General features: G+C 50.0%; 18 protein-coding genes. All 18 read right to left on the bottom strand.

Annotation, left to right across the window (positions count from 1 at the left end; genetic code table 11):
- Positions 1-184: 184 nt before the first annotated feature.
- A complete protein-coding gene (locus B5M13_RS03755) occupies positions 185-1,723 on the bottom strand; it encodes a RagB/SusD family nutrient uptake outer membrane protein (protein ID WP_080054366.1) in 1,539 nt (512 codons plus the stop codon).
- A 33-nt stretch (positions 1,724-1,756) separates the two neighbouring features.
- Positions 1,757-3,835: a SusC/RagA family TonB-linked outer membrane protein gene (locus tag B5M13_RS03750; protein WP_245860040.1), complete on the bottom strand. Its 2,079-nt coding sequence runs from the start codon at positions 3,833-3,835 to the stop codon at positions 1,757-1,759.
- Positions 3,832-4,890 carry a TonB-dependent receptor plug domain-containing protein gene (locus B5M13_RS33960; protein WP_245859760.1) on the bottom strand — a complete coding sequence of 353 codons (1,059 nt, stop codon included), beginning with the start codon at positions 4,888-4,890 and terminating at the stop codon, positions 3,832-3,834. Before B5M13_RS33960 ends, B5M13_RS03750 begins: the two co-directional genes overlap by 4 nt.
- A 580-nt stretch (positions 4,891-5,470) precedes the next feature.
- The gene (locus B5M13_RS03745) at positions 5,471-6,976 is read right to left on the bottom strand and encodes an aldolase/citrate lyase/malate synthase family protein (RefSeq protein ID WP_245859753.1); all 1,506 of its coding nucleotides are present in this window, start codon (positions 6,974-6,976) and stop codon (positions 5,471-5,473) included.
- A complete protein-coding gene (locus B5M13_RS33955; protein WP_245859751.1) occupies positions 6,910-7,359 on the bottom strand; it encodes an aldolase/citrate lyase/malate synthase family protein in 450 nt (149 codons plus the stop codon). Before B5M13_RS33955 ends, B5M13_RS03745 begins: the two co-directional genes overlap by 67 nt.
- A gap of 108 nt (positions 7,360-7,467) precedes the next feature.
- Positions 7,468-8,052: a LutC/YkgG family protein gene (locus tag B5M13_RS03740; protein WP_080054365.1), complete on the bottom strand. Its 585-nt coding sequence runs from the start codon at positions 8,050-8,052 to the stop codon at positions 7,468-7,470.
- A gap of 178 nt (positions 8,053-8,230) precedes the next feature.
- Positions 8,231-9,607: a lactate utilization protein B gene (locus tag B5M13_RS03735; RefSeq protein WP_080054364.1), complete on the bottom strand. Its 1,377-nt coding sequence runs from the start codon at positions 9,605-9,607 to the stop codon at positions 8,231-8,233.
- Complete coding sequence (locus B5M13_RS03730; RefSeq protein WP_080054363.1) at positions 9,607-10,344, bottom strand: (Fe-S)-binding protein; 738 nt, start codon at positions 10,342-10,344, stop codon at positions 9,607-9,609. Before B5M13_RS03730 ends, B5M13_RS03735 begins: the two co-directional genes overlap by 1 nt.
- Before the next feature lie 155 nt (positions 10,345-10,499).
- The gene (locus tag B5M13_RS03725; protein ID WP_080054362.1) at positions 10,500-11,765 is read right to left on the bottom strand and encodes an MFS transporter; all 1,266 of its coding nucleotides are present in this window, start codon (positions 11,763-11,765) and stop codon (positions 10,500-10,502) included.
- A 147-nt stretch (positions 11,766-11,912) separates the two neighbouring features.
- Positions 11,913-13,376, bottom strand: coding sequence for an NAD-dependent succinate-semialdehyde dehydrogenase (locus B5M13_RS03720; RefSeq protein WP_080059781.1), 1,464 nt, complete (start codon positions 13,374-13,376; stop codon positions 11,913-11,915).
- Positions 13,377-13,387: 11 nt separating this feature from the next.
- Positions 13,388-14,515 (bottom strand): zinc-dependent alcohol dehydrogenase family protein, encoded by a 1,128-nt coding sequence (locus B5M13_RS03715; RefSeq protein WP_080054361.1) that lies wholly within the window; start codon positions 14,513-14,515, stop codon positions 13,388-13,390.
- 164 nt (positions 14,516-14,679) lie between these two features.
- Positions 14,680-15,672, bottom strand: coding sequence for a D-2-hydroxyacid dehydrogenase (locus B5M13_RS03710; protein WP_080054360.1), 993 nt, complete (start codon positions 15,670-15,672; stop codon positions 14,680-14,682).
- A 207-nt stretch (positions 15,673-15,879) separates the two neighbouring features.
- A complete protein-coding gene (locus B5M13_RS03705; protein WP_080054359.1) occupies positions 15,880-16,509 on the bottom strand; it encodes a YhcH/YjgK/YiaL family protein in 630 nt (209 codons plus the stop codon).
- An 80-nt stretch (positions 16,510-16,589) separates the two neighbouring features.
- Positions 16,590-17,798, bottom strand: a complete 1,209-nt coding sequence (locus B5M13_RS03700) for a YncE family protein (RefSeq protein ID WP_080054358.1) — start codon at positions 17,796-17,798, stop codon at positions 16,590-16,592.
- A 124-nt stretch (positions 17,799-17,922) separates the two neighbouring features.
- Positions 17,923-19,365 carry a RagB/SusD family nutrient uptake outer membrane protein gene (locus B5M13_RS03695; RefSeq protein WP_080054357.1) on the bottom strand — a complete coding sequence of 481 codons (1,443 nt, stop codon included), beginning with the start codon at positions 19,363-19,365 and terminating at the stop codon, positions 17,923-17,925.
- A gap of 14 nt (positions 19,366-19,379) precedes the next feature.
- On the bottom strand, positions 19,380-22,904 hold the full coding sequence (locus tag B5M13_RS03690) for a SusC/RagA family TonB-linked outer membrane protein (RefSeq protein WP_080054356.1): 3,525 nt from the start codon (positions 22,902-22,904) through the stop codon (positions 19,380-19,382).
- Between the two features lie 312 nt (positions 22,905-23,216).
- On the bottom strand, positions 23,217-25,397 hold the full coding sequence (locus B5M13_RS03685; RefSeq protein WP_080054355.1) for a glycoside hydrolase family 20 zincin-like fold domain-containing protein: 2,181 nt from the start codon (positions 25,395-25,397) through the stop codon (positions 23,217-23,219).
- Positions 25,398-25,404: 7 nt separating this feature from the next.
- Complete coding sequence (locus B5M13_RS03680; protein ID WP_080054354.1) at positions 25,405-26,202, bottom strand: polysaccharide deacetylase family protein; 798 nt, start codon at positions 26,200-26,202, stop codon at positions 25,405-25,407.
- Positions 26,203-26,386 lie beyond the last annotated feature (184 nt).

Here is a 26,386-nt window from a genome sequence, read left to right as displayed (position 1 = left end):
TAATATAACAATGACACCGGCATAACCGATGTCATTGTATAATAGTAAGTAAAGTCATCCAATCTCTTCTTTTCAATTCAGGAAGAGGCTCTTTTTGTCATCCCGACGAAGGAGGGATCTTTGGGTAAGCCCATTGAATCGCCCGCTCTAGAGATCCCTCCTTCGTCGGGATGACAAAAAAGGTTTAATAACCAGGATTCTGACCTTTCAGGCCGATGTTCGGGTTGTTGTCAATTTCCTGCTGAGGAATAGGCAGCAATTCGTGTTTGCCTTTCTGGAAATAGGCAATAGGCTCAGTTTTCAGTTTACCCAGCTTCCGCCAGCGCAGAATATCGCGGTTCCGAATTTCTTCGCCATTCAGTTCAATCCGCCGTTCGTGTACAATAGCCGTGAATACCTGATCTTTAGTCGATACGGGGTAGTTGGCCGTTGGGTAAGCGGGCATAGCTACACTTGGGCGGCTTCGAATCATGTTCAGATAGGAAACCGCACTGGTCAAATTGCCCAGTTCGTTTTCACATTCAGCCATCGACAGCAACGTTTCGGCATAGCGCATAATCCGCTGATTAATACCACCCGTTGTTGACGTACCGGCTTTGTACATCAGCGTAAATTTCCGCCAGCTAACTTTTTGCACTTTACCATCAACGGTTGAGCTATTGCCGTTCTGTATTTCGTCGGTCAGTATCGTCTGATCTTTGTTATACTTATCGCCAGTCGTATAAACCGATTTTGCATAGCGAGGATCCATCTTTGCGTCGCCTTTGCTGGGCCGTTCGAACTCGGCCAGCAGACTATTCGAAGGAATAATGTTCCGCCAGCCAATGCCCGAATACTCCTGCGTTCGAACGGTTTCTTCGGCTCCTGCCGTTCCATCGCCATCGCCATTCCAGTTGAAATTACCGCCTGATGGCAGGAAGTTCACTTCCCAGATCGACTCTTTATTGAACTCGCCTTCCTCCGTAAAATTGTCATTATACTCATCCACTAGAGCATAGTTTCCAGAGCTAATGATTTTCTGAAGTTCGGTCTTGGCATTGGTATAGTCGCCCTGTTGCATATAAACCCGCGCCAGAAGCATCTGCGCAGCCCCTTTGGTAGCTCGGCCCTGATTGGCCGCATCGTAGGTAGCTGGTAATGCATCCTGAGCTGCTTTCAGATCAGCAATAATAAACGCATAGACATCGCCTTCCGACGCGCGTGGTAAGGAACCCGCTACCGACGTAACGTAGTTTTTATAGAGCGGCACCCCGCCCCACATGCTCACCAGTTCGAAATAAGCCCAGGCCCGCAGAAACTTAGCTTCGCCCACGGCCTGAGTAGCGACACTGGCGGTTAGCGCTTTGGCCGCGGCAGCTTTGTCTATCACCACATTGGCCCGGTGAATAATCCGGTATGCGCCTGTCCAGACCGAACTTACCAGTGAATTATCGGTGCTATGAACACCTAGCAACAATTGGTTACGCGGAGTTTCGAGTTGCCCTCCGCCTGCCGCTACATCATCAGAGCGCAGATCGTGGGTAAAAAACCACTCACGAGCGACCAGGTTTGTCGATTGAAGGGCAGCATAAACCCCATTGACTGCACTCCTGATTTGAACATCGTTTTGAAAATAACTGTCGGTCGTAACCGCGTTGGGGTTTAACTGGTCGAGGCTTTTTTCATTACACCCAACCGCCAGGCCCAGCAATAAAACACCAATTGAGAAATAGTGCCTTTTCATAGAAAACGTATGCGTTAAAGTCGTTAAAGTCGGTTAGAACGTAATCTGAAGACCTGCCAGCAAGGTACGTGCCTGCGGGTAGTTTGCGTAGTCGATACCATTTCGCAGTAAAGTGTTGTTACGCGAACCAATTTCCGGGTCATAACCCGTGTATTTGGTAAATGTCAGCAAGTTCTGACTCGATACATACACCCGAACTTTGTTCACTACACCACTGGTCAGGCTTCCTAATGCCTTGGCTGGAATAGAATAGCCAACGGTCAGGTTTTTGACACGCATGTACGAACCATCTTCAATGAACCGATCCGATGTACGACTGTTGTTGTTCGGATCACCCGCTACGGCCCGTGGCACGTCGGTATTGGTATTGGTTGGCGTCCAAGCATTTAACACGGCCGGGCCTGCATTAAACAACCGTAGCATACCCTGTGTAACGACTTTCGTACCGTTGTAAATCTTGTTGCCGTAGGTGCCCTGCAAATACAAGGTAAAGTCGAAGTTTTTGTAGTTTCCCGTAAAGTTGGCTCCGTAGTTAAACTTCGGCAGGTAGCTTCCCAGGTAGGTCCGGTCGTTGGCATCGATTTTACCATCACCGTTCAGGTCTTTGAAGCGAATATCACCCGCCGACGTGTTTTTGGCCGGATTATCGGCATCGCGCGAAGCTGGTCGGTTCTGAATAGGTGCACTGTATACTTCGTCGACTGACTTGAAAATGCCATCGACTACATAGCCATAGAACGACTGAATGGGTTGACCCGCTTCGGTTTTGGTAATATCGGCTCCGCCGTAGTCAGCATTCGAGCCTGCGTAGATGGCTGCGGTCGGTGTCGCCAGATTCAGTACCCGGTTGCGGGTAATACCGATATTGGCCGACACGTTTCCACGAAAATCACCTTTTGCGTAGTTATAGCCCGCCTGGAATTCGTACCCCCAGTTTTTCATACTGCCGATGTTGGCCACTGGCGCATTGCTATAGCCAATCGAGTTTGGAATGGGGACGCCCAGAATAAGCCCGTCGGTGAATCGGTTATAGACTTCAGCCGTGAACGTGATTTTATTATTGAACAGCCCCAGATCGACACCCCCGTTAACCATGTCGGTCGTTTCCCACTGCAATTCGGTGTTGCCCAATGCGTTAAAAAACGATCCCAGGCTGGTCGATGAGCCAAATGGGTACTGGGTTGCATCAGCCGATACAAGCGATTGCCAGGCGTAGTTAGGTATGCCATTGAAACCTGTCTTTCCATAGCTAACCCGCAGCTTGAGTTCCGACAGATTTGGGATATCCTTCATGAAGTTTTCCTGATTGATACGCCAGCCAACCGAAGCCGATGGGAAGTTACCCCACTTTTTACCTGGTGCAAATAAGGAAGATCCATCCCGCCGAATCGACGCACTCAGTAAATACTTGCCTGCATAATCGTAATTGACACGGCCCACATACGAGATCAGATCGATTTCAGACCGAGAGCTACTAACGGATGGGTTGCTTATCCCCTGAATCACATCCAGATCATTGTTAGGTCGGTTGCCCGATCCTGTCATACCCGTTAAGAGCACTTTCTGAGTTTCAGCTACAGCCACAGCCGTAATGTTGTGCTTACCAAACGTTTTATCGAACGAAAGCTGATTGGTAATCGTCTGCGTAATATTCGTGTTGCGCGATTGCGAAACCGTAGACGATACCCGCTGGATATACCCATCATTATAGATCGGGTTGAACGTACTACCATTCGAGAAGGCCAGATCGACGCCGTAGTTGAATCGATATTTGAGGAAACTCGTCAGCCGAACATCCGCATAGACAGTAGCAAAGGCTTTCAGGAACTTCGTCCGACTAATATCCATAGCCGGTGCCCGAAGGGGGTTTTCAGGGTCTGAACCATCGGCGGCCGTTGGCGCACTATACCCTCCTACTTTCGTCGGGTCCGTTGTTGGCCAGTACGGCATCATCCGAAGGGCGTGCATCAATTGCGACCGATCGCCGGTGGTCTCGCCCCGCTGGTTACTGTAGGCAGCCGTCAACGTCTGGCCAATCGACAGGAATTTGGCTACCTGATGGTCGGAATTGAGCCGTAGCGAACCGCGTTCAAAGTCGGTTCCGACCATTATACCATCTTGTTTGAAATAGCTACCCGATGCAAAGAACCGGGATACCGCATTACCCCCGACAGCGAAAGCTGATGCTGAGCAATGGGTGCGTTACGGAAAAGCTCGTTTTGCCAGTTGGTTTCTGTCTGCGCAAAGGTTTGTGTAGCGCCGTCGTAGATGGGCGTATTCAGGTTATTCAACCGAGAAGGCAAGGCGATACCGGCGTTGGATGTCAGGGCTTTAGCGTACTGCACATACTGATCCCGGTTCAGCACATCAATTTTATGCGATGCACTCTGCGTACCCACGTACGAATCCAGCGTGATGCGAATTTTGCTGTCTCGACCACCTTTCTTGGTCGTAATCAGAATAACCCCATTAGCCGCCCGCGAACCATAAATAGCCGCCGAACTAGCGTCTTTCAATACTTCCAGCGACTCAATATCATTGGTATTGAAGCTATTCAGATCGCCGGTGGGTACGCCATCGATCACATATAATGGGCCTGACCCGTAGCTGATTGAACCGATACCGCGAATTTGTACGATGGGCGAACTCCCCGGTCCACCATTGTTCACGACAGATACGCCCGGCACTCGTCCCTGAAGGGCTGAGGCTACGTTAGGCACGGGCAGAGCGGTTAATTCTTTGGGGGTTACGGTCGATACAGCGCCCGTCAGTGAAGAGCGTTTCTGCGTACCGTAGCCAACAACAACTACCTCTTCGAGCGCACCGGCATCCGATTCCAGCGATACATTGACTACACTCTGGTTACCCACTGTGATTTCCTGCTTTTTATAACCGATATAGCTGAATACCAGCACAGAGCTTCCATTGGGTACATCAATGCGGTATGTGCCTCGGGCATCGCTGGCTGTACCGCGTGTGGTTCCCTTGATCTGAATATTTACGCCCACTAAAGGGCTTCCTTTTTCATCCAGTACAGTACCTGTTACCGGCTGATCGGCAGGCCTGGCCCAGGTCGTCGTAATCAGGCAATTGATTAAAACGACCAGTGCAAAACCCTGCCTCACGATTTTAATCACTAACGCATGGAATTGTAGGTGGTTTGACATAATTTTAAGGGTTTGTCGGTTTAGCAACGGCAAAAAAATCCCTGCATCCGTTTTACGGACGTCTTTCTCGCGATTGTACAGGGGGATTACTTAGTGAGTCAGTAATGTTGGCGCATTACTGACTTTTTTTATGTGTATACATTATGCTATTGGCATAGGCAAACAAAGGGGTTAGAATGGTTGAACAGGATATATAATCTCCAAATCAGAATGCGTACGCATTCTATTAGCTACTAAAATCTCCAAAAGTAGACCTGTAACTATACATAGCCGAAAATCACTTCTTATTTATTTACCTATCGACACAGTATGTTACAAATTTGATAAACTATCAATTAATTATATTGACTACTCTAATCAGCTTCTACGCGTATGTTGACGAAATCTGGTATCATTTTTCTTAGCACAAATATCACAATAAATTTATCATTTGCAATCGGTTGCATAATTTTTATAATTAATAGTATATGACAGATATAAGATGTATAGGTGATTAAAACACAATTAAAGCCAACGAGGGTAGGACTCCTGATTAGTCGGAGTGTTACCCTCGTTGGCTTTACGTCTGGCTGTTAAGAAATTAACTCACTGCAAAATCGAGATTTTCAGTGATCCGTTTTCCCTGGTTGACCAGCGTGTCCATGTATAATCGGATACGGTCCTGTGCTTCTGCCAAATCCATGTTATTCAGATTGATATTGAGCAGATCGATAAACCAGGGCGCTTTTTCAGGGCTTACTACATAAACCGTCGCGATTTCCTTGGCAATTGGCAAGGTTGTACTTTTCGACGCATCGAATACATCCTTATTGCTGGCTTCCAGCAACTTATCATATTCTTGCTCCAGCAAGGTGTTGAACAGGTCCTCGGAAAACATATCCCCCGCTTTAACGCCAATGTCAGGATCGTCTTCGGTCAGAACAGCGCCTTTGTGCAGCCACTCCCACAAAATACTCAGTCGAATTTCGCCCGTCGCCATATCTTCCATCAGATACAGAATATCGTCGTTACCAAAGAAATCAGCGGCTTTCAGGGCGGCTGCCTGCATCCCCTGCCCGAAGGCATTTCCGTATTGCAGGGCCACACTCAGCAGGTTACGCGCTCCGCGAATATCACGGGGGGCGGGTTCGATCAGGATCAACCCATCCGCATCGGCCTGAGTGTAGGTGAGTGGCGGGAACGAACGCCCGAGCTGGTTGGCTTCGCCCACTTTTTCCCAGACAGGCCGGACGATGTGTACCATTTTCCAGTGAGCGACCCATTTGCCGCTGGCCCCTTCGCGCTGTTCGCGTTCGGCACCAGCCACAGCCTTTGCCATACTAGCCGATACACCCGCTTCGGAACCCACCGGAATATTCGGCTCCATGCCTCCCTGCCAAAGCGCAAAATTGCCGTTGAGATCCGGCGTATTGACGGCCCGGCGAACGCGGTCTTCGTAGTTTCGCATGTAGCCGTAGGTCATTGTAATGGCTTCGATATTCGGATTGATAAAGGTGTTATCCCAGGCCATGGCATCCGACACACTGTTGATGTAATCCCATCGGCCCGTGTTGAAGCCAACAAAATGTTTTCCCAGTGCTGCCCGAATTTCCATCAACTGGTGCGTAGCTTCCAATTGCTCGACCAGTACGTATACTCTGATGGTGCCAACGGGCAAGCCAAGATGGGTTTCAAGGGCGCTAAGTAGTTCATTCCACACACCTGCTTCTTCAGCCGTCTGGATTTTAGGCAGGTACATCACGATAGAAGCCCCCGCCTGTTGCAACGCCTGATAATTGTTCACGACATACAGTGTGGCATCGACTATCGAAGCGGCCATCGCAACACCATCCTCATCCCGAATATGGCGGTCATCGAGGTGAAGGCCCCGCGCCCGGAAAATTTTGGTGGTAAAATTGAGCTGTTCTTCCCAGTTGGCAATCGTTTTTCGGCCCAGAAACGACTCGGCCCATTTGTTCATTTCGGCAGCAACCTGCTCAGCTACTTTTAAGAAAATCGGGTCTTTATGGATGGCTAGTTTCAGGTTACGCTGGTTATCGAGCGACATGGTGGTAATCTGACCCAGCGCGTCTTCGCCATCGAACATCCAGCCGTCTGCCCCGACAGCAACGCATACGCCACATTTCGAATGCTGCTCTCGACGGGTGCATTGGGTTTTGCTGCCGGGCCAGTTCCCTGTATCCACTGTCGCTGTAAATCAGTCGGAATGGCGGCTCCTTCAAATTTCCCGTCGCGGGCATCCTGCACCTTAATGGATGTACCAGGAATCAGGCTTTCGGGCTCCAGAAAGCTAATCCGGGTTTTTGATTCCTGACGAGCGGCACGGCGTTTCATCCGACTATCCATCACCTCCTTAATACGCTTGTTAAACGGTGCCAGGGCTGAAAGGGCATCGATTACCTCATGGGTATATACGTCGGAATAAGTTTCGTTCAGGTTGTCACGAATGGAGATTAAGTGAGTTAGCATAGCCAAAAGTGTAAAATGGATGAAAGAAATAACCGCGAGGACGCTATAGGCGCAAGGGATGACTAACTACTCTTTGCGCCTTTGCGGTGTAATGCAAATAGGAGGTGTTTATTCCAGTACAAATACGGTCATTGAGATGGGGCCGTGTGCGCCCAACACTAATGCCTGTTCGATGTCGGCGGTTTTCGAGGGGCCACCAATAAAAGCCGCAAAGCCGTAATCGCCCTCACCGATTTTTGCATAGGCTTCATGGAGCGTGGGAACGATTCGTTCAGTAGGTATGACCACCGCCAGATGCTGGCAGATATACGGTACAATACGCTGTCCCATGCGCTGTTCGGGTAGCCAGACAGCGCCATTTTCGGCAACGGCCAGTTCGGCCTCAATCACGGCTACGTCAACATCATCGAATGTATGGGGGTCAACATCCGTCGATAACGTTTCAAACGAATCGCTCAGCTCAGCCAGGGACGTAATGATGCGTTGGGCTGTATCAAACTGTTCGGCAATCAGGTGTTTGATTTCGGCAAAACTTTTAACCCGAAAGGCTTTACCACCAATTCCGGTAAACACCTCACAATAGGTCGCAACAACATCCTGATTCTTCCCTTTGAAGGCACTCATATCAGGCAATGGGCTGGCCGAAGGCTGGTTTTTTAACACATCAGCTAGTATTCGTTCTCTCGTACTCATAACTACTTAATCTAAAATAGTTTATTCACTTTTGTCATCCCGACGCAGGAGGGATCTCGATCTGCTCCACGCTTGAGATCCCTCCTGCGTCGGGATGACAAAAGCTACAATTAGCCCCTCTCAATCAATTACCATTTTAGTAATTTAGCAACCGCCATAGGGCCAGCTTACCGTAAACCTATTTCTTTTCATTTTTCGCATACCACTCCCCGAATGACTCTTTTGGGCTATCGGGCATATCACGCTGCCTGTACCAGGGGTTGAACTTGTTGTTGACCGCAAATGGAATATTATTCAGAACCCACCGCCCGGCCTTGCCAATCGTCGAATACGAAGTAGGCGAGGATAGTGTCCAGGCCATTGCCTTGATACCCAACACTTTGGTATTAGCCGCATAGCCTTCCTGCACAATTACCTGCCGCCACTTATACAACTGCTCATGAATGTTGATCTTGACCGGACAAACGTTTGAGCAGGAGCCACAAAGGGTGGATGCAAAAGGCAAATCGGCATGTTTACGCATATCCAGATTCGGAGCCAGAATAGCGCCAATTGGCCCGGCAACGGTATTGTGGTAACTAAGCCCTCCACTTTTCCGGTATACGGGGCACGTGTTCATGCAACTTCCGCAGCGGATACATTTCAGTGAATCCCGGAAATCGGGACGACCCAACTGCCGACTACGGCCCATATCAACCAGAATCAGGTGCATTTCCTGTCCTTCACGCGGCTTTTTGAAATGGCTCGAATAAATCGTAATCGGTTGGCCGGTAGCACTACGGGCCAGCAATCGCAGGAAAATACCGAGGTGTTTCTTCTGCGGGATAATCTTTTCGATCCCCATCGACGCAATCTGCACCTCCGACAAATGAGCACCCATATCGGCATTGCCTTCGTTGGTACACACGACATATTCACCCGTTGCGGCGACGGCAAAATTGACACCCGTAAGCGCAGCCCGGCGCGTTACGAACACATTGCGCAGGTGTCGGCGGGCGAATCGGGTGAGCGTCGTCGGGTCCGATACGCCTTTTTCGGTGCCCAGATGCTCATGAAAAATCTCACCGATTTCCTCTTTGCGTTTATGAATGCAGGGCAGCACAATGTGGCTGGGTGGCTCATTGTCCAACTGCTGAATGTATTCGCCCAGGTCGGAATTGATTACGTCGATGCCGCGCTCAATGAGGTACTCGTTCAGATGACACTCTTCCGTGAGCATGGATTTGCTCTTGACCATCTGCTCGATGCCTTTTTCTTTCAGAATCGAGTATACAATGGCATTATGCTCCTCGGCATCAGCCGCCCAGTGCACCTTGATTCCATTCTTTGTTACGTTGGCTTCAAATTCCAGCAGATAGTCGTGCAGGTTCGACAGCACGTTGTTTTTGATCTGTGAGGCCGCTTCGCGTAAGGCTTCCCATTCCGGTATGTTTTTGGCCGCCATATCGCGCTTTTGCCGAATCCACCAGAGGGCGCCATCGTGCCAGTCGACCCGCTCTTCGTCTTTGATAAACTCTTCGGCCAGGGCTGCGTGGTCTTTTTCTACTTTTTCCATTACCGGGTCGCGTTTAAAATTTCAGCAATGTGTACCGCTTTTACAGCGCTCTTGTTCCGTTGTAAAATACCTTCCATGTGCATCAGGCAGGATAGGTCGACCGAGGTGATATACTCAGCCCCGTGCCGCAGGTGGTCCGATACCCGATCTTTACCCATCTTGACCGAAACGGCTTCTTCGGCTACGCAGAACGTACCACCAAACCCGCAGCACTCGTCGGGCCGCTCCAGCGTGACCAGCTCCAGCCCATCCACCATATGTAATAGTCGAACAGGCTTGGAAAACGGAGCCGCATTGAGTTCGCTCATCTGGGCCAGATGTAGACCGCGTAATCCGTGACAGCTTTGGTGAATGCCTACTTTATGCGGAAAACGGGCCGCCAGCTTATCGACCTTAAGTACATCGGTCAGAAACTCCACCAGTTCATACGTTTTTGACCGAACCCGCTCCGCTTTGGCCGGATCTTCGGTCGAGTGCAGGTGATCTTTCACGTGCAATACACAACTGGCCGAAGGCGCTACAATGTAGTCGAACTCCGCAAAGTTTTCCAGAAACAGGTTGTTGCACTCCTGCGTCAGATGTTCGAATCCTGAGTTTGCCATCGGCTGGCCACAACAGGTCTGACGCGGTGGATAGACCACCTTTACCCCTAATTTTTGGAGTAATTGCAGGGTAGCAATAGCCGCGCTGGGATAAAACTGATTGACGTAACAAGGGATAAAAAGTCCGACGGTCATTGGTATGTAAGGCTTACTTCATTTCTTGTCCAAAGAAGCAGGCCAAATAGGTTTTACTACTGAATGGCTAATTACTTTTAGAGCGGATCAGGATCGTAGTTGTCAAGGGCTGTTTCTGTGTCGATGTACTCACAGACGCGGGAATAGCGATCCAGTCAGTCTTCCAGAAAATCCAGGTCTTTCCCAAATGTTTCTTCCATTTTCCATAGCCCAAGATACGCAATGGAAATGGTCAGCAAACCCAGTAAAGCAGCCCCGTTGATGATGCCCAGTTCGCCTTTGAAAAGCAGAAATAAGGGCGTCATAATATTGATGCTTCCCCGGACAAAATTGGGTACAGTCGTCGCAACGGTAGCGCGGAGGTTGGTGCCAAACTGCTCAGCGGCAATGGTAACAAACAAGGCCCAGTATCCTACACCAACGCCTAAACCCACACAGATGGCATAAAACACAGCGGCCGACTGGAACGGCACGTACAGATAGACCGCCACCAACGTAGCGGTCAGTAACAGAAACATCGCCAGTACCTTCTTCCGACTGTTCATATACTGGCTAAATACCCCACTAGACAGATCGCCAATCGATAGGCCAATATATTCCCACATAACCGCTTTTCCGGCCACGATAGGCTCACTCAGATGTAAGGCTTTTCCAAATTCGGGTGAGAACGTCATCAGGATACCGGCCACAAACCAGACCGGAAGGCCGATCAGGATGCAGCGCACGTACTTGCTAAACTGCCCCCAGGACGAAAATAACTTCATAAAATTCCCCCTCGACACCGTTTCCCGCTCTTTGACGCTGGTAAAAATGCCCGATTCAATCACGCTTACCCGCATCAGCAGCAACAAAAGCCCTAAGCCTCCCCCAATGAAGTAGGCATTTCGCCAGGCAAACATATCGGCGATAAAGTAGGCCAGTACGGCCCCCAACAGCCCGACCGAGGCTACCAGCGACGTGCCATACCCTCGAATTTCCTTTGGAAGAATTTCGGCCACCAGCGTGATACCGGCCCCCAGTTCGCCAGCCAGGCCAATACCGGCTATGAACCGAAGCAGCGCATACTGATCGACCGAGGTAACTACGCCGTTGGCAATATTAGCTAACGAGTAAATCAGGATGGAGCCAAACAAGACCGACAGGCGCCCGCGTTTATCACCCAGAATGCCCCAGATAATACCCCCGACCAGCAGACCCGCCATCTGCATATTGATGAGGTAGATACCCGTTGGAAGCATGTCAGCATCAGCAACGCCCAAATCCTTGAGGCTTTGCACCCGTACGATACTGAACAGCAGCAAGTCGTAGATGTCGACGAAGTAACCCAATGCCGCTACGATAACGGGAATTTGCAGCAACTGGCGAATCAGCGACTTACGGCTCGCGGTTGTCGATTTATTCTTGTAAACAGGCTCAATCATGTTTCGTTTGCGTTTACTGGCGAATTTGTCATCCCGACGAAGGAGGGATCTCAACACTCCCTGACTATTAGTAGTGGTAGTTTGAGATCCCTCCTTCGTCGGGATGACAAAAACTACCATTTTAAACCTTTGTCTATATAAAGGACTTTACATTCCCCCAAAGCACATGTATTTGATTTCGGTGAAATAGTCCATGCCGTATTTGGAGCCTTCCCGCCCGATACCAGATTCTTTAACGCCCCCAAAAGGGGCCACTTCGGTCGAAATCATGCCTTCGTTTATTCCAACCATGCCATAATCCAGCGCTTCGGCCACCCGCCAGCAACGGTTAATGTCTTTGCTATAGAAATAAGACGCCAGTCCGTAAGGGGTATCGTTGGCCTGCCGAATCACCTCCTGTTCATCGGTAAACCGGAAGATGGGGGCCACAGGGCCAAATACCTCATCCTGAGCGATAATCATATCGGCAGTAGCATCGGTCAGGATCGTTGGCTGGAAAAATAGCCCTTCCAGTTCATGCCCACCCATATGCACATGAGCCCCTTTAGCCAGTGCATCGGCCACATGGCGTTTTACTTTGTCGAGACCTTTTTCGTTGATCAGTGGGCCAATCTGCGACTGAGCGTCCAGCCCATTTCCTACCTGCAACGCTCCTACCGCCTTCGATAGCTTTTCGACGAACGCATTGTAGACGGCATCATGCACATACAAGCGGTTGACGCACACGCAGGTCTGGCCGCTGTTGCGAAACTTCGAGGCCATTGCCCCTTTCACGGCGGCATCCAGGTCAGCATCCTCAAAGACAATAAAGGGTGCATTACCCCCGAGTTCGAGCGAGATTTTTTTCAGATTCGACGCGCACTGCTTCATCAGAAGTTTGCCCGTTGCCGTTGAGCCAGTAAACGATAGCTTACGTACTTTGCTATTTTCGCAAAGCTCCAGGCCAACCTCTGCGTTTTTCGAGGTGGTGATCGTGTTGTACACACCCGGCGGAAACCCTGCTTTTTCGGCCAGTTCAGACACCGCCAAGGCCGTCAAGGGCGTTTCGGACGGGGGCTTCACAATGACCGGGCAGCCAGCCGCCAGCGCCGGACCGACCTTGCGAGTAATCATGGCCAACGGAAAATTCCAGGGCGTAATAGTCGCAACAACTCCGATTGATTGTTTGATGGTAACCAGCCGTTTGTCTCTGGTGTTGGCCGGAATCACATCACCGTAGGTGCGACGGGCTTCTTCGGCAAACCACTCGATGAACGATGCGCCATAGTCCACTTCGCCCCGGCTTTCGGTGATTACCTTACCGCACTCCATGGTCATGAGTCGGGCCAGTTCGTCTTTATTTTCCAGAATCAGCGCGAACCATTTCTTGAGCATCGACGACCGCTCTTTGGCCGTCAGATCACGGAAGGCTGGCCAGGCTGCGTGGGCCGCTTCAATGGCCTGTCGCACATCGCTCTGATCCATGTCGGTCACGGACGCAATCACCTCACCCGTAGCTGGGTTCGTTACATCGAACGTAGCCCCACTAGCGGCACTTACCCATTTCCCGTTCACATACCCCTGCGTTCGGATAAGCGAATTGGGCACCATACGATCTTCAGAAGTGATCATCGAGTTCATCGTTAAAAAGTGATTACCTGACGGATAGCTTCTCCTTTCGCCAGTCGTTCGAAACCTTCATTTATATCGTCCAGACGAATCTTGTGCGTCATTAGTTTATCGACGGGCAAGCGACCGGCCTGGTAGAGGGAAATGTAAGCCGGAATATCCCGCGCCGGAACACAACTACCGATGTAGGAACCCTGTAATGTACGTTCATCGGCCACCAGTTTGGTTGGAGAGAGCTGTAACATCTTACTGGGGTGGGGTAAACCTGCCGTAACGGTCTTGCCACCGCGTCCGGTTGCGTTATAGGTAAACTCCAGCGCAGGAACTACCCCGGCAAACTCAAATCCAATATCGACACCGCCACGTGTGAGGTCTTTCACCTGCTCGACCGCATTCGCTTCCGATGAATCAACAACATGATGGGCACCCAGTTCGAGCGCTTTGGCGAGTTTGTCTTTATTGACATCGGCTACAATAATTTTACTGGCTCCACCCGCCAACGCACCCAGCAGGGCAGCAAAGCCGATTCCGCCCATACCCGTAATGAGTACGGTTTGGCCAAGCGTTAGTTTGGCGGTATTGATTACGGCTCCTACACCCGTCATGATAGCGCACCCAAACAGGGCGGCAATATCGAAGGGTAAGGTTGGATCGATTCTGACAATAGATTTACGCGATACCACACTGTATTCGGCAAAACCCGACACGCCCATATGGTGATGAACCGGATGTTGCTGCTGGTCCTGAAGGCGCATGCCTCCGTTCATCAATTCTCCCTTGTTGTTGGCAGCCAATCCATTTTCGCAGAGCGCCGGGCGTCCGGTCATACAAGGCATACAATGACCACAAATGGGCAGAAAGGAAAACACGATATGATCGCCAACGGCCAGATCGTGTACACCCGGCCCCAGTTCGACCACCTCACCGGCGGCTTCGTGGCCAAGCGCCATCGGCATCTGTCGCGGGCGGTTCCCATCAATGACCGACAGATCGGAATGACACAGACCAGCGGCTCTGATTTTCACCAGCACTTCATCCTCCTGTGGGGCCTGTAAGTCAAGCTCCTGAATCATAAGCGGTTTACTCGTGGTGTATGGGCGTTCTTTGCCCATTTCGTGTAATACGGCTGCCCTAATTTTCATATACTAGTTATGTAAGTACTCAACTTAAAATAGTCAAATATTCTTTTTTGTCATCCCGACGCAGGAGGGATCTCGAATTACCTGATACTTGAGATCCCTCCTGCGTCGGGATGACAAAAAAGAATATAATGTATTTTGATCTGCCTAGTAATCAATAGCATTGGTTATACATTAGCTAATGGCTCATGCTCGTCTGCGATTGTAGCGCGGACGTTCGAGATCTCCGTTTTCAAAAACGCTTCGATATTCTGGCCGACTTTCTCCATTAGCAGCGTTCGGGCCTCGATACTGGCCCAGGTTACGTGGGGCGTCAGAGCTAGCCGTTCTTTATGCTTTACGTGCAAAAGCGGGTTTTCGGGCAGGATAGGTTCTTTGGTAAACACGTCGATACCGGCGGCTGCAATTAACCCTTCGTCCAGCGCTCGGGCCAAGTCGGCTTCGTTGACAATGCCCCCCCGACCTACGTTGAGCAGAATGGCCGATTTTTTCATACGTGCCAGTCGGTCGTAATTGATAAAATTAGCCGTGCTTTCATTTAAAGGGGCGTGTATAGAAACAATGTCGCAGGTATGTAAAAACTCATCTAATTCAAGTCGCAGATAGGGCTGCTGGGTATTCTGGCCAGATGTAGAGTAATACACGACTTCGCAGCCGAACGCATATGCAATTTTGGCTACCTGCCGACCAATATTTCCCAGGCCAACAATGCCAAACCGCTTTCCGGCCAGCTCCCAGAAACCCGGTCCGAAATGAGTAAATATGTCCGTTTTAGCGTATTCACCGTCTTTCACATAGTGGTCGAAATACGGCACATTGACCAGCAGGTGCAGTAGTATGGCAAACGTGCCCTGGGTAACGCTCTGTGTCGAGTAATCCATAGCGTTCATTACCGGAATGCCTCGCTTTTCGGCGGCTTCTTTATCGACATTATTAGTGCCCGTAGCGGCAATGCAGATCAGCTTTAGCTTTGGCGCCTGCTCGATGATGGCTTTATCCAGCATCACCTTGTTCGAGACAACAATATCGGCTTCCCTGATTCGCTCCAGCGTTTGATCGGGCTGCGTAGTTTCGTAGTAGGTCACCCGACCAAATTTTTCCAACAGATTCAGGTTGGGAATATTACCAATGGTTTTCGTATCCAGAAACACTAATTCCATGAGAAAGGGATCGTAAACGGTACTGGGGTAAAGGCTGCGAATGGGTTATATATTAAGTATTCGACCTATCCTAGTCTGGCTTAGTTGAGCTCAAATTTTTGTCATCCCGACGCAGGAGGGATCTCAAGTGCCAGGAAATAAGAGAGATCCCTCCTGCGTCGGGATGACAAAAATAATCGACTGAAAACTGACTGAACGCCTACTCCTTTACGGAATGGTCCGCACCTTGACCACTACTTTTTTAACCCCGTCGTATCCGTCTACTTTGTTGGCTGGGTTATGCGCTTCCTTGGGCGTAACGATGTAAAAGATACCGGGTTCGGCAACGTAGAATTTACCCTGATCGGACGAGTAAAACATAATGTCTTTAGCGGGGCTATAGGCCTCGACCAGATTCGATTTTACGTTCTCGACCGGAATGATGCCGATTTGCTCTTTGCCCTTTAGCACGAAATGAATGTCACTGTAGTTCTGGTGGGCTTCGAACTTGTCGTTGGAGATTTCGCGCGGTGGCCCTTCCGAAATGGTAGCGTATACGGCCTCATCGTCGATGGGGTATTTGCCGGGGCGCAACCGGGTGAAATCGGTGTTTTTCAGAAACGCAAACGCTTTATCCCAGGCGGCTTTATTGCCGTGGTATTGCCGGGCAAACTCTTCCTTATTGATCACCTCGGCGGGTTTGGCAGGCAGTCCGCCAAGCCAGTCCATTTTAGCAAACCATTGGTCGGCCTTTTTTCCGGTCCAGTTCTCGACCGACTGGGCGCGTACCGCAACAGTCATCAATACGGCCATACCGACCAGTAAAGCCCGCGAGCGGCTAGTGTGCGATTTTTTCATTACGAAGCGATTAAAAGGTTTATAGTAGCTGGTTTACCCATGCCAGTGCTTACAGGCATGGGTAAACCAGCTACTATAAACTAGTTCTTGGTTACCTTTTTCACCTGACCGAGACCAAACTGGTCTCCAGCGGCAACAGGCTTACCACCACTAAAGTGAATTTCAACCATTTTCTCACTTTGCACATCGTTATGATCCTGGTCTTCCAGCGAAGCAATGATCTTGCGGGTTTTCACATCGATCACGTCGCCTGTTGCTGGATACGCATATTTCCCATCCAGGCTGAATGTGATCCAGCCGGGCATGTCTTTCAGGGCGATGCTTGTTTTCTGAACGGGCGGCATTACGGTGTTGTCGAATACATGCAACCGATAGTTATGCCCATCACACAACCAAAGCTCCTTTTCATCGGGCGTTAGGCCAATGCCGTGGCTGGGGCAACCATGCCGTTTTACTTCGCCCATGTTCCAGCCTTCGACTACGACCCGATGCAGGAATTTACCCGTTACTAAATCGGCCACTTCGAAACCCAGCAATCCGTTGACATTCACATACACGAGGGTCTGTGAACCATTGACCGTAAAGGGACGGATATCGGCGCTGAACGGCCCAACCTGGCGGGACACAGTATGCGTTTTGGTATCGGCTACATTAAGCATGGTCGATTTCAAGCCTGCCAGATACACCTCTTTACCATCGGGGCCGTAAATCGTATTGTGTGAACCCGAATTGGTCACAATCTTGGTGATTACATCGCCCGTTTTGGCGTCGATGACGTTCCAGTGGGCTTTTTCGAGCGATGGCGCATAAATAATTTTACCATCGGGCGATATCGAAATACGGTCCACTCCACCTTCGTAATCTTTTTCCCACAGTGTTTTTTCGGTAACCAGATCGATACACTGAATGGCCTCCAGCGTGCTGATATAAATACAATTGTATGCCAGACTCACATCGACGCCCTTCACATTGGACGGAATACCTTTTTTCATCGTACCCGTCGGGGATGGCGAGTCTTTTCGTAACAAACCACCCGGTGTGCTGATGAATTTGACAAACTTGTGGTTATTGTCGATGTCGAACACCTGTATACCGTGCCCACCGTAACCCAGGTAATTTCGGATGCCGGGTGTAACGACGTATAGAAGGCGCTGCACTTTGGGAGCCGGTTTTGTAGGTTTGGTGGCATTGACCGCCAGTCGATCTTTAGACGCTGTTATCCAGGCCGTTGCCGTTATAAAAAGTATACTACACAGAAGCAGGGATAAAATGGTTTTTGTCGTCTTCATACAAGAAAGGTTTAAAGGCTAATTTGGTTGATGTGTTTTTATTGTTTCGGGTCAATAGTTCTGGTTTTAGGTAGGCACTCGACCGCGATACAATCGTGGACGAGTGCCTACCTAAAACCATTGTTTAATCATAGCCCGGATTCTGCGGGAAAATGGTACGGTCGTTAATGAGTTGAATCTGTGCCAGGGGAATGGGGAAAACGACATTACGCGCTTTCATTCCATATTTCCCCATCACGTTAAGCGCCTGGCCGGTTCGAATCAGATCAAACCAGCGATGCCCTTCAAATGCCAGTTCCCGACGACGCTCCAGCACAATCTGATCGCGCAGGTCTGTCTGAGTAACTCCAGCAGCCAGCGCATCAATACCCGCCCGTGTCCGAACTTGATTCAAATAAGGCAGCGCCTGCGCCGTTTTACCGTTTTCGTTCAGCGCTTCGGCATACATTAGCAACACATCGGCGTACCGAATCACTTTCCAGTTAGCGGGACTATCGTTGGCCGTACTGATTTTAACAATGTATTTGCGGGTGTAAGCCGACATGTTGTTGGACGAAACCAGGAGCGGGATAAACTTCCCTGTCGCATCGGTATACCCACGACTAGCGGTTATATCTTTCCGTTTATCCTTTGCCTCAAACAGATCGAACAGCACCTGGTTGGGTGTATTCTGATCATCGACCGAACCGGCAATGCCATAGAACGCAATCATCGACGTAACCTTGGGCGTAAAGCGGTTGGTGTAAATACTGCCTTCCCCCCCTAAACCCTGCTCGTACTCAATGTCGAAAATGTACTCGCTGTGGTGCTCATTTTTGGTATAATCCCACAGGTCGGCCCAGTTGGGTAGTAGCGAGTAGCCCATGGTGGTTACTTCCTGAAGTTTGGCTTCTGCTTTGGTAAAGTCCTTCCGGGTCAGGTACACTTTTCCCAGCAACGCTCTGGCTGCCCCTTTGGTCGCTCGTCCTACTTCTGAGCCCGCATAACTGGCAGGCAACTTACTTTCGGCATCAAGCAGGTCTTTGATAATGACTTCATCGTAGATTTTATCGACCTTTTCCCGAGGAGTTTTGTACGACTCTTCGATGCTCAGGGTTTTGGTTACCATCGGCACATCGCCAAAAATCCGAACCAGATCGAAGTAAGCCAGCGCCCGCAGAAATTCAGCTTCACCAATGTGCCGATTTTTGTTCGTGATCGACGCATCAGCGGTAGCAATACGCTCCAGGATGGTATTGGCCCGCGTAATGGCTTTGTAGTAATTCCGCCAGGTATTAATCAGCAGAGGGTCGTCGTTGGCCAGTGTAAAGTTATCGACTGCCCCGGCAGTACCTTTCACCAGCTCATCCCATACGTCGTCGCCCCGGATATCGCCAAAGTAGTACATGTTGGCATACTGATCCTGATAAATCCCATAGACACCGATAATGGCATCCTGATAGTCTTTGTCGGTTTTATACAACACATCGACCGTGACCGTATCGACGGGCAGAATTTCGATAAAATCCTTTCGGCAGGCGGTCGTCAGCAACATGACCAGCGCCACCAGAAAAATTGTCTTTTTCATTGGAGAAGAAAAGGTTAAAAGCCAATGTTTATGCCGAACAGAATACTTTTTGCCGTTGGGTAATCGTACCGTTCGTTACCGGGCGTAAGCGGGCTATCGGTCCGGCTCACATCGGGGTTGAACCCAACGAACTTCGTGAAGAGGAAGGGGTTATTGGCGGTTACCGACAGGCGTACTGAGCTGAGTTTGGCCTTTTTCGCGATCAGTTCGGGAAGGGTATAGCCCAGCACGATATTATTGATTCGCAGATACGAACCATCGTCCAGCCAGCGCTGGCTGTAGGTCCCCCGGAAATTACCCGTTGGCACATCGTTGGGGCGTACCGAATAGCCATCGCCCGGCTCCGACTCCGATTTCCAGTAGTTGTTCATGAAGGCATACTGCCGGAACCGAGCCCGGTCGTTGGCCAGTTGCTCACGCGATAATGCCAGTACACGGTTCCCCTGTACACCTTGCAAACTCACGCTCAGGCTCAGATTTTTATACGAGAAGCTGTTGGTCATGCCGTAATAGAAATCGGGGTAAGGCGAGCCCATGATGGTTTTGTCGAAACTGTTGATAATGCCGTCGGGTACGCCGTTTGGTCCGCTTACATCCACAAACCGAACATCGCCCACGCGCGAGGCATCACGACCACCAGGGTTCCAGATCGGCCCTTTATCCAGTTCCGCTTTGGTTTTGAAAATCCCATCGGTCAGCCAGCCGTAAAACATCCCGATTGGTTGGCCAATCATGGTAATATTACCTCCCTGACTGGCAATAATGGGGTCGCCGGAGGGGCCCAGACGGGTCACTTTGTTTTTATACATCGAGAAATTCAGGGCCGTCTGCCATTTGAAAGCGCCCTGGGTATTCACCGTGTTCAGGGTAATTTCCCAACCTGTATTCTGCACTTCGCCAATGTTCTGGAGTGCGGTATTGAAGCCCGTAATGTCGGGTATGTTGACGTTCAGCAGCAGGTCGGAGTTTTTCGACCGGAAATGGTCTAAGGTCAAGGCCAGCCGGTTGTTCAGGAAGCTCACATCAATACCCACGTTGATCTGTTGCTGGGTTTCCCAGGTCAGATTTGGATTGGCTAGTCGGCCAGGTGAGAACCCTCCTACTCCTGTTCCGCCCAACACATACTTTTCGTAGTTGATCGTGGCCAGATGGTCGTAATTGCCGATGTTGTTGTTTCCGGTTTTCCCGTAGCTGGTCCGCAATTTCAACTCGTTGATGGCACGAATATCTTTCATGAAAGCCTCATCCGAAATACGCCAGGCCAGTGCAACCGATGGAAACACACCGTACTTATTTTCTGATCCAAACCGTGAAGATCCATCCGTCCGCAATGAAGCCGTTGCATAGTACTTGCTGTTGTAGTTATAATTGATCCGGCCTAAATACGACAGCAGTGACCATTCCGCTACGTTCGACGAACCGCCCGTCAGAATCCCGCTCACGGCACTCAATGTAGGCACCAGGTTGTTGGGGTAACGGTTGCTGGTCAGTGTGTTGGATTCGAAGGTTTCCTTTTGGGTCGTGTAGCCTAATAGCCCCGTGAAATTGTGCTTGCCAACACTCTTGGTATAGTTCACGGTAGTTTCCGTAATCCAGTTAAGCCGTTGCGATGCGTTGTCGGTACCACTGGCCAGTTCGTTGAGGAAAGCCGCCATCTGGGGTTTGAAGTAGCTCCCTTTGATACTCATCAGGTTGATACCCAGCATCACATTCACTTTCAGATTAGGCAGGATAGCATATTCCATGAAGGTGTTCCCCAGAAACCCAATGCCTTTTTGCCGGGCCTTTATTTCGTTGGCCAGCGCCAGCGGATTCTTACTGGTCACCACGGCATCCAGGCCATTGCCAAAGGGATAATAGCTGCCATCCGGGTTGTATAAGGACTGATAAGTCGGAATGACCAGCGCATTGTAGAGTGGGTTGTTGGTAATATCCGAGTAAGTTGCTACGTCTTCAGCACCGACACCGCCCACGTTGAATTTATCGGTATAGGAGGGGTTCAGGTTCACTTTCAACGTGAGCCGGGGAGCTAGTTTGGCGTCGATATTTGCCCGGACCGAGTAGCGTTTGAAGTTGGTGTTCAGAATAATCCCATCCTGATTGAAATATTCGCCACTCACGGCGTACCGGATATTTTCGGTGCCGCCCGATGCATTTAACTGATATTGCTGCTGAGGGCCTGTACGTAATATGGCATCGAGCGGGTCTTCGTTCGTGGTGATCTTTCCTGACAGTACATCCAGAATCGTTTGCGGAACCGGTGCTTTCCACTTGAGCGGGTCACCCGACACATCGTTTCCTTCGTCCAGGTTTCGGTTGCGAACGCCATCAAAATAGTGCTGCGCTTCTTCTAAGCCGGATTGTAGTTTGGGCCGCTTGGCTATTTTTTGAAAACCGAACTGGTAACTGAAACTGATTGCAGCCTTGCCCGATTTACCCCGCTTAGTATTGATAATCACAACGCCATTGGCACCCCGCGATCCGTAAATAGCCGTAGCCGACGCATCTTTCAGCACGTCGATGGTTTCCACGTCGTTCGGGTTCAGGGTCTGGATACTGGAAATCGGGAAACCATCGACTACATACAGCGGACCAGCACCCGCCGAAATACTACCAATACCCCGAATTCGGATTTGCGGAGCAGCACCGGGTTCGCCCGAAACAGGTTTTACCTGCACCCCGGCAATTTTACCCATCAACGCCTGATCGACCCGAGGGACGGCCACCTCCTGAATGGATTTACTACCGATAGAGGCTACGGAGCCCGTCAGGTCTTTTTTCTCGATTGATCCATAGCCAATGACGACAATTTCGCTCAGTGTTTTATTGTCGGTCGCCATCGTAACGTTCAGGCTTGTGCGATTACCCACCACAATTTCTTGTGAAGCGTAACCAACAAAGCTGAAAATCAGCGTGGACGACGCATTGGGAACGTCAATTTTATACCGCCCATCTACATCGGTAGTCGTTCCTTTCTGGGTCCCTTTCAACAGAATACTGACACCGGGCAAGCCCTCCCCCTTTTCGTCGGACACTTTTCCCTGAACCGAAATATCAGCCACCCGCACTTTTTCGACGGCCATATCAGCCGATGCGGTCAATAAAGGCAGTTGTGTTGTTGATTCCGACTCCTGGTATCGCTCAGTTATCGGTGTAACAACCGGAAATCGGGCGTTGGTGGACTCCACCTTTCCCGACGGCTCCTTCGTCGTGATCACATAGCTACCGTTTCTGATTTTCTTGTAGCGCAGGCCCAATGGCTTTAGAATAGCGCTCAGATTGTCGTCTATCTTGGCATTGAGGTCTACAGCATCGACCGCAACGGTCAATCCTTCTACATGACGATCCAGATACAGAATATCGGTGGCATACTGATCCTGAAGTTTCTTCAATACATCTTTTAGTCGTTTCGTTGAGGCTTTGGCATATACCTCTTTCGGCTGAAGTTGTTCAGCCCGCGCCAGGGTTTGGGAAAAGCCAGGATGTACTCCTCCCATCACTACTCCCAAAAGGAGTAGAATACGTACTGATTTTTCCATATGGTACAGGGTTTATGTAGTTTGTGCTGCTAGGTTATGGTAAGAGGCTTGTACGCTGCGACAAAAAACCAGGATCTGTTTGTGGAATAGCCTGACGGGCGAAGTCATAGGCCTGCTGCCTTAGCCCGTCTATCCTCTAAGACGGGTAAGTGCATTAAAAACACTTAGTCGTTTTTTAATTTTTTTTTTGAAAAATTGAATTATACCCGATTTTCAACTGAAATGGAACATGGGGTATCAGTTTTGAGAAACCTCCCAGTGTCAGATGTGAGCATCTGACACCACACAAAACCACAGAAATACCTGATTGCACTAGTTTCGCAAATCGGGTTGTGCCTGTTCAGCGACGGTAATATCGTGGGCTACATCGGGGCGGAGTTTTTCCCAGTGGAAGCGGAGTTGATTATTTTCGGCCCAGGTGTGGCCTTTCTGTTCGGTCAGATGGACTAACGGCATGTCGTTGTACAGTGGACGCGTAATGGCAATAACCTCATCCCAATAACGGAGGGCTTCTTTCACGTGCTGAATGGCTACCTGCTTCTGTGCTTCCTGTCCGGTAGTCCGATAGGTTTGTAAGGCAATCGCTCCTTTCAGTTTTTCGGCAAAATGCAGCCCCAGATTGGCCCACACCTTCACATCGGCCACCTCATACAGCAACGACCGATTCGATGAGGTATTGATCGGCCTGACCAATTGTAAGGCTTTCTGGCAATCCGTTTCAAGCATACTGGCCAACACAGGCGGGGTTATTTTTTCTGGACCGAATGCCGCGCCTGTATTTTTTGCTTTCACATAATCGGCTACCGATACATAATTTGGGTCGAGTGTTGGCTGGGTAATCTGCTGATTGACGGATATATAGGCTACATTTTTAGCCGCATCGAAAGCCATCATACCTTCGCTGTATAGCGAAAAATCCCAGGTAAAATCGAAGTCGGCTGCCAAGCGAAGCGGGGTCGACGAGGCCAATGCATAGGCTTCCAGCAATGAAGCTGCCGAGGAGCCATACCGTCGGACAAATTCGGCCTTGAAGAGAGCATCGGGCGTGGCGGGGTTGTAAAGCAATCGCCCCCAGAGTTTATAAAACAGCCATTGCCGCTCAAACGCATACTTCCAGTCGACGGGGCCACCAGGGGTGGTGAAGTAATCTTTGGCCGGAATATATGTTTCTGATCCTAGAAAATAGCCGCCCACATAGGGTTGATTGTTCTCGGCAATGTGCGCCCGAACAAAGGAAGGCACGCCCCAGCGCAGACAGAAAAAATCCTCATTGCGAGCCGTCCAGGTGATTTTATAGGCTGTGGGCAATGGCTTGAAATAGGTATCGTATAACCTCCCACCATGCACTTTCACCAGCTTGGGTGTTGAGTGCGCGTGTGACCAGTTGTATTTCAGATCGGCCCAGATAGGCCCCTCAATAAATGGCAAGGCCCCTTCGCTTTCAATCGATTTTCGGGTCAGTTTTTCGGTATCGATGCTGGTAACGCCCAGAGAACCCGTCGTGCTCGAAAATGGAATCCGGTGAATGAGTTTGGTTTTCCGTCCGGCCAGCCGCATCCCCTCGATAATGGTCGCCTTCATCCAGTCTTCGCGCTGCTGGGGTGTCATGCCGCCCATGGCCTCGCCTAGTGTCAGGCCAAAACCGGTCAGTTCAGGATACTCCTGCAACACCTGGGTAACACACTCGCGTGTGTAGCGTTTGACAATCGCCGATGTATCGCCATCAATAAAATGGTGATGCTCCAGATTATTCAGCTTTGGATTGACGTTGTAGGCTTTAGAAAATTCAGGGCTTGTAAAGATGTTGAAAGGCACCAGGTATGTATCAATCGCCCGTTCGCTCGCCATCCGAAAAATAGCGTGAAACAACGCTTGCCATTCGGCCAGTTGCTGATCGTTGAAAGGGGTAGCCGCCGGAAAATTTCGGGGCCGGATCATAAACGTGTACGGATGCAGATTCCACAGGCTCAGGGCGTTGAACCGATTGGTGACCATCATATCCAGAAACGCCTTCCAGTACAATGTATCGCGGCAGGTGTCGTAATGCAGGTCAAGAGCGTAGCTATGGCGATAGGTATCCCAGGGGAGGTCAAATTTTATGGCCCGTAACGGCAAATGTGGCTTTTCGGTACTGGCTACGATTTTTGCCAATGGTGTTCCATTCTGAATGGCCTCGACCACCGACAGACATCCATAGATTAATCCGCGTGCATCGCCCCCCGTAACAAGTAGCTGACTTCCCTGACGGTATAGTCTATACGTTTCCGATCCCAATACCGCATTGATAGGTTCAAGCCGAATGGTATAATCGGCATTTCCAGCCTTTTCCCTGAGTATCGTATAGTGTTTCGCCGTAAGTGCCTCCGCAAGCTGACTCGCAGCATACCGACTCTGCGGTGATGGTTGTTTTTGTTGAATAACTACCCGTTGGGCCAATGCCGTGATTGAACAGGCCAGGGAAAGCAGGAGCAGTGTCAGGTGCTTGTGGCTCATAGCTATGTCATTTTTGGCCTACCTGCTTCTGCTTTACATACCGGGCAACGTCGATGAACGGAGCCACCCAGATGTCGCCCAGGTTTTGCTTCAGATACCGCAACAGCTTATTGTGCTCAGGCAAAGCCACATTCAACGAATGGCCTCCACCCACTCCATGAAACAGAAATACCAATAACGAACCACTTGCCTGCGCTTTTTTGACCAGTTCGATCAGTTGTTCGCCCGATTGACCATTGATAGCATACGACCCAATGTCGGCCAGGTTGATTTCAGTAATCGTTTTCATTTCGCTGGTCGTCCCTCTGGCGGCTACAAAATCAGCTTCAGCAGATTTGTAGTAATCCACGTCGCCAATTTTGGTATCGCCACAGGGATAAGCAAAGGTTCGGGCTTTTTGTCCGTCGAGGGTGTTGAGCAGGACGTTAGTCATTTTCATTTCATCCGTCATGCGCTTAACGGTGTATTTGCTCAGGTCATAGTTGGGGTTTACCCATTCACGGCCCGGTCGGTCGCCCGCGCAGGGGTGAAACAACGTATGATTTGCCAGCTCATGCCCTTTATCAGACGCTGATTTCCAGCGGGCCAGGTTATTGACGAAACCCGGAAAATAGCCCGACAGGTAAAACGTCCCTTTCAGTCCCAGCGAATCCAGAACCGGCATCACATTATCCAGATGAACCTGTAAAGCATCGTCGTAGGTCAGTACCACGGCACATTTTTTACCATTCCAGGCGCCCTTCTGCTGGGCATTGGCAGATATGTACACAAACAGGTACAGGCAGAGTAATGCTATTTTTTTCATGCTGAGGCCAATTCACAGAATCAGAGAAGCTTTTCAGTCAACTCCATAGTGAAGGTAAAACGTTTACTGATTTACTGCCTTTCACTCTTTTTTCGGCCTTGAGTCGTCTTTATTCGTCAAGGCGACATCGTTCCAAAGGCCAATACCATGCCATTAGGGAATAGGCTAAGCTTCTAGTGTTTTT

The organism is Spirosoma aerolatum, assembly GCF_002056795.1.
Classification (GTDB): Bacteria; Bacteroidota; Bacteroidia; order Cytophagales; family Spirosomataceae; genus Spirosoma; species Spirosoma aerolatum.
The sequence above is the reverse complement of the archived record's forward strand: the minus strand, read 5'-3'. Positions and strand labels throughout refer to the sequence as shown.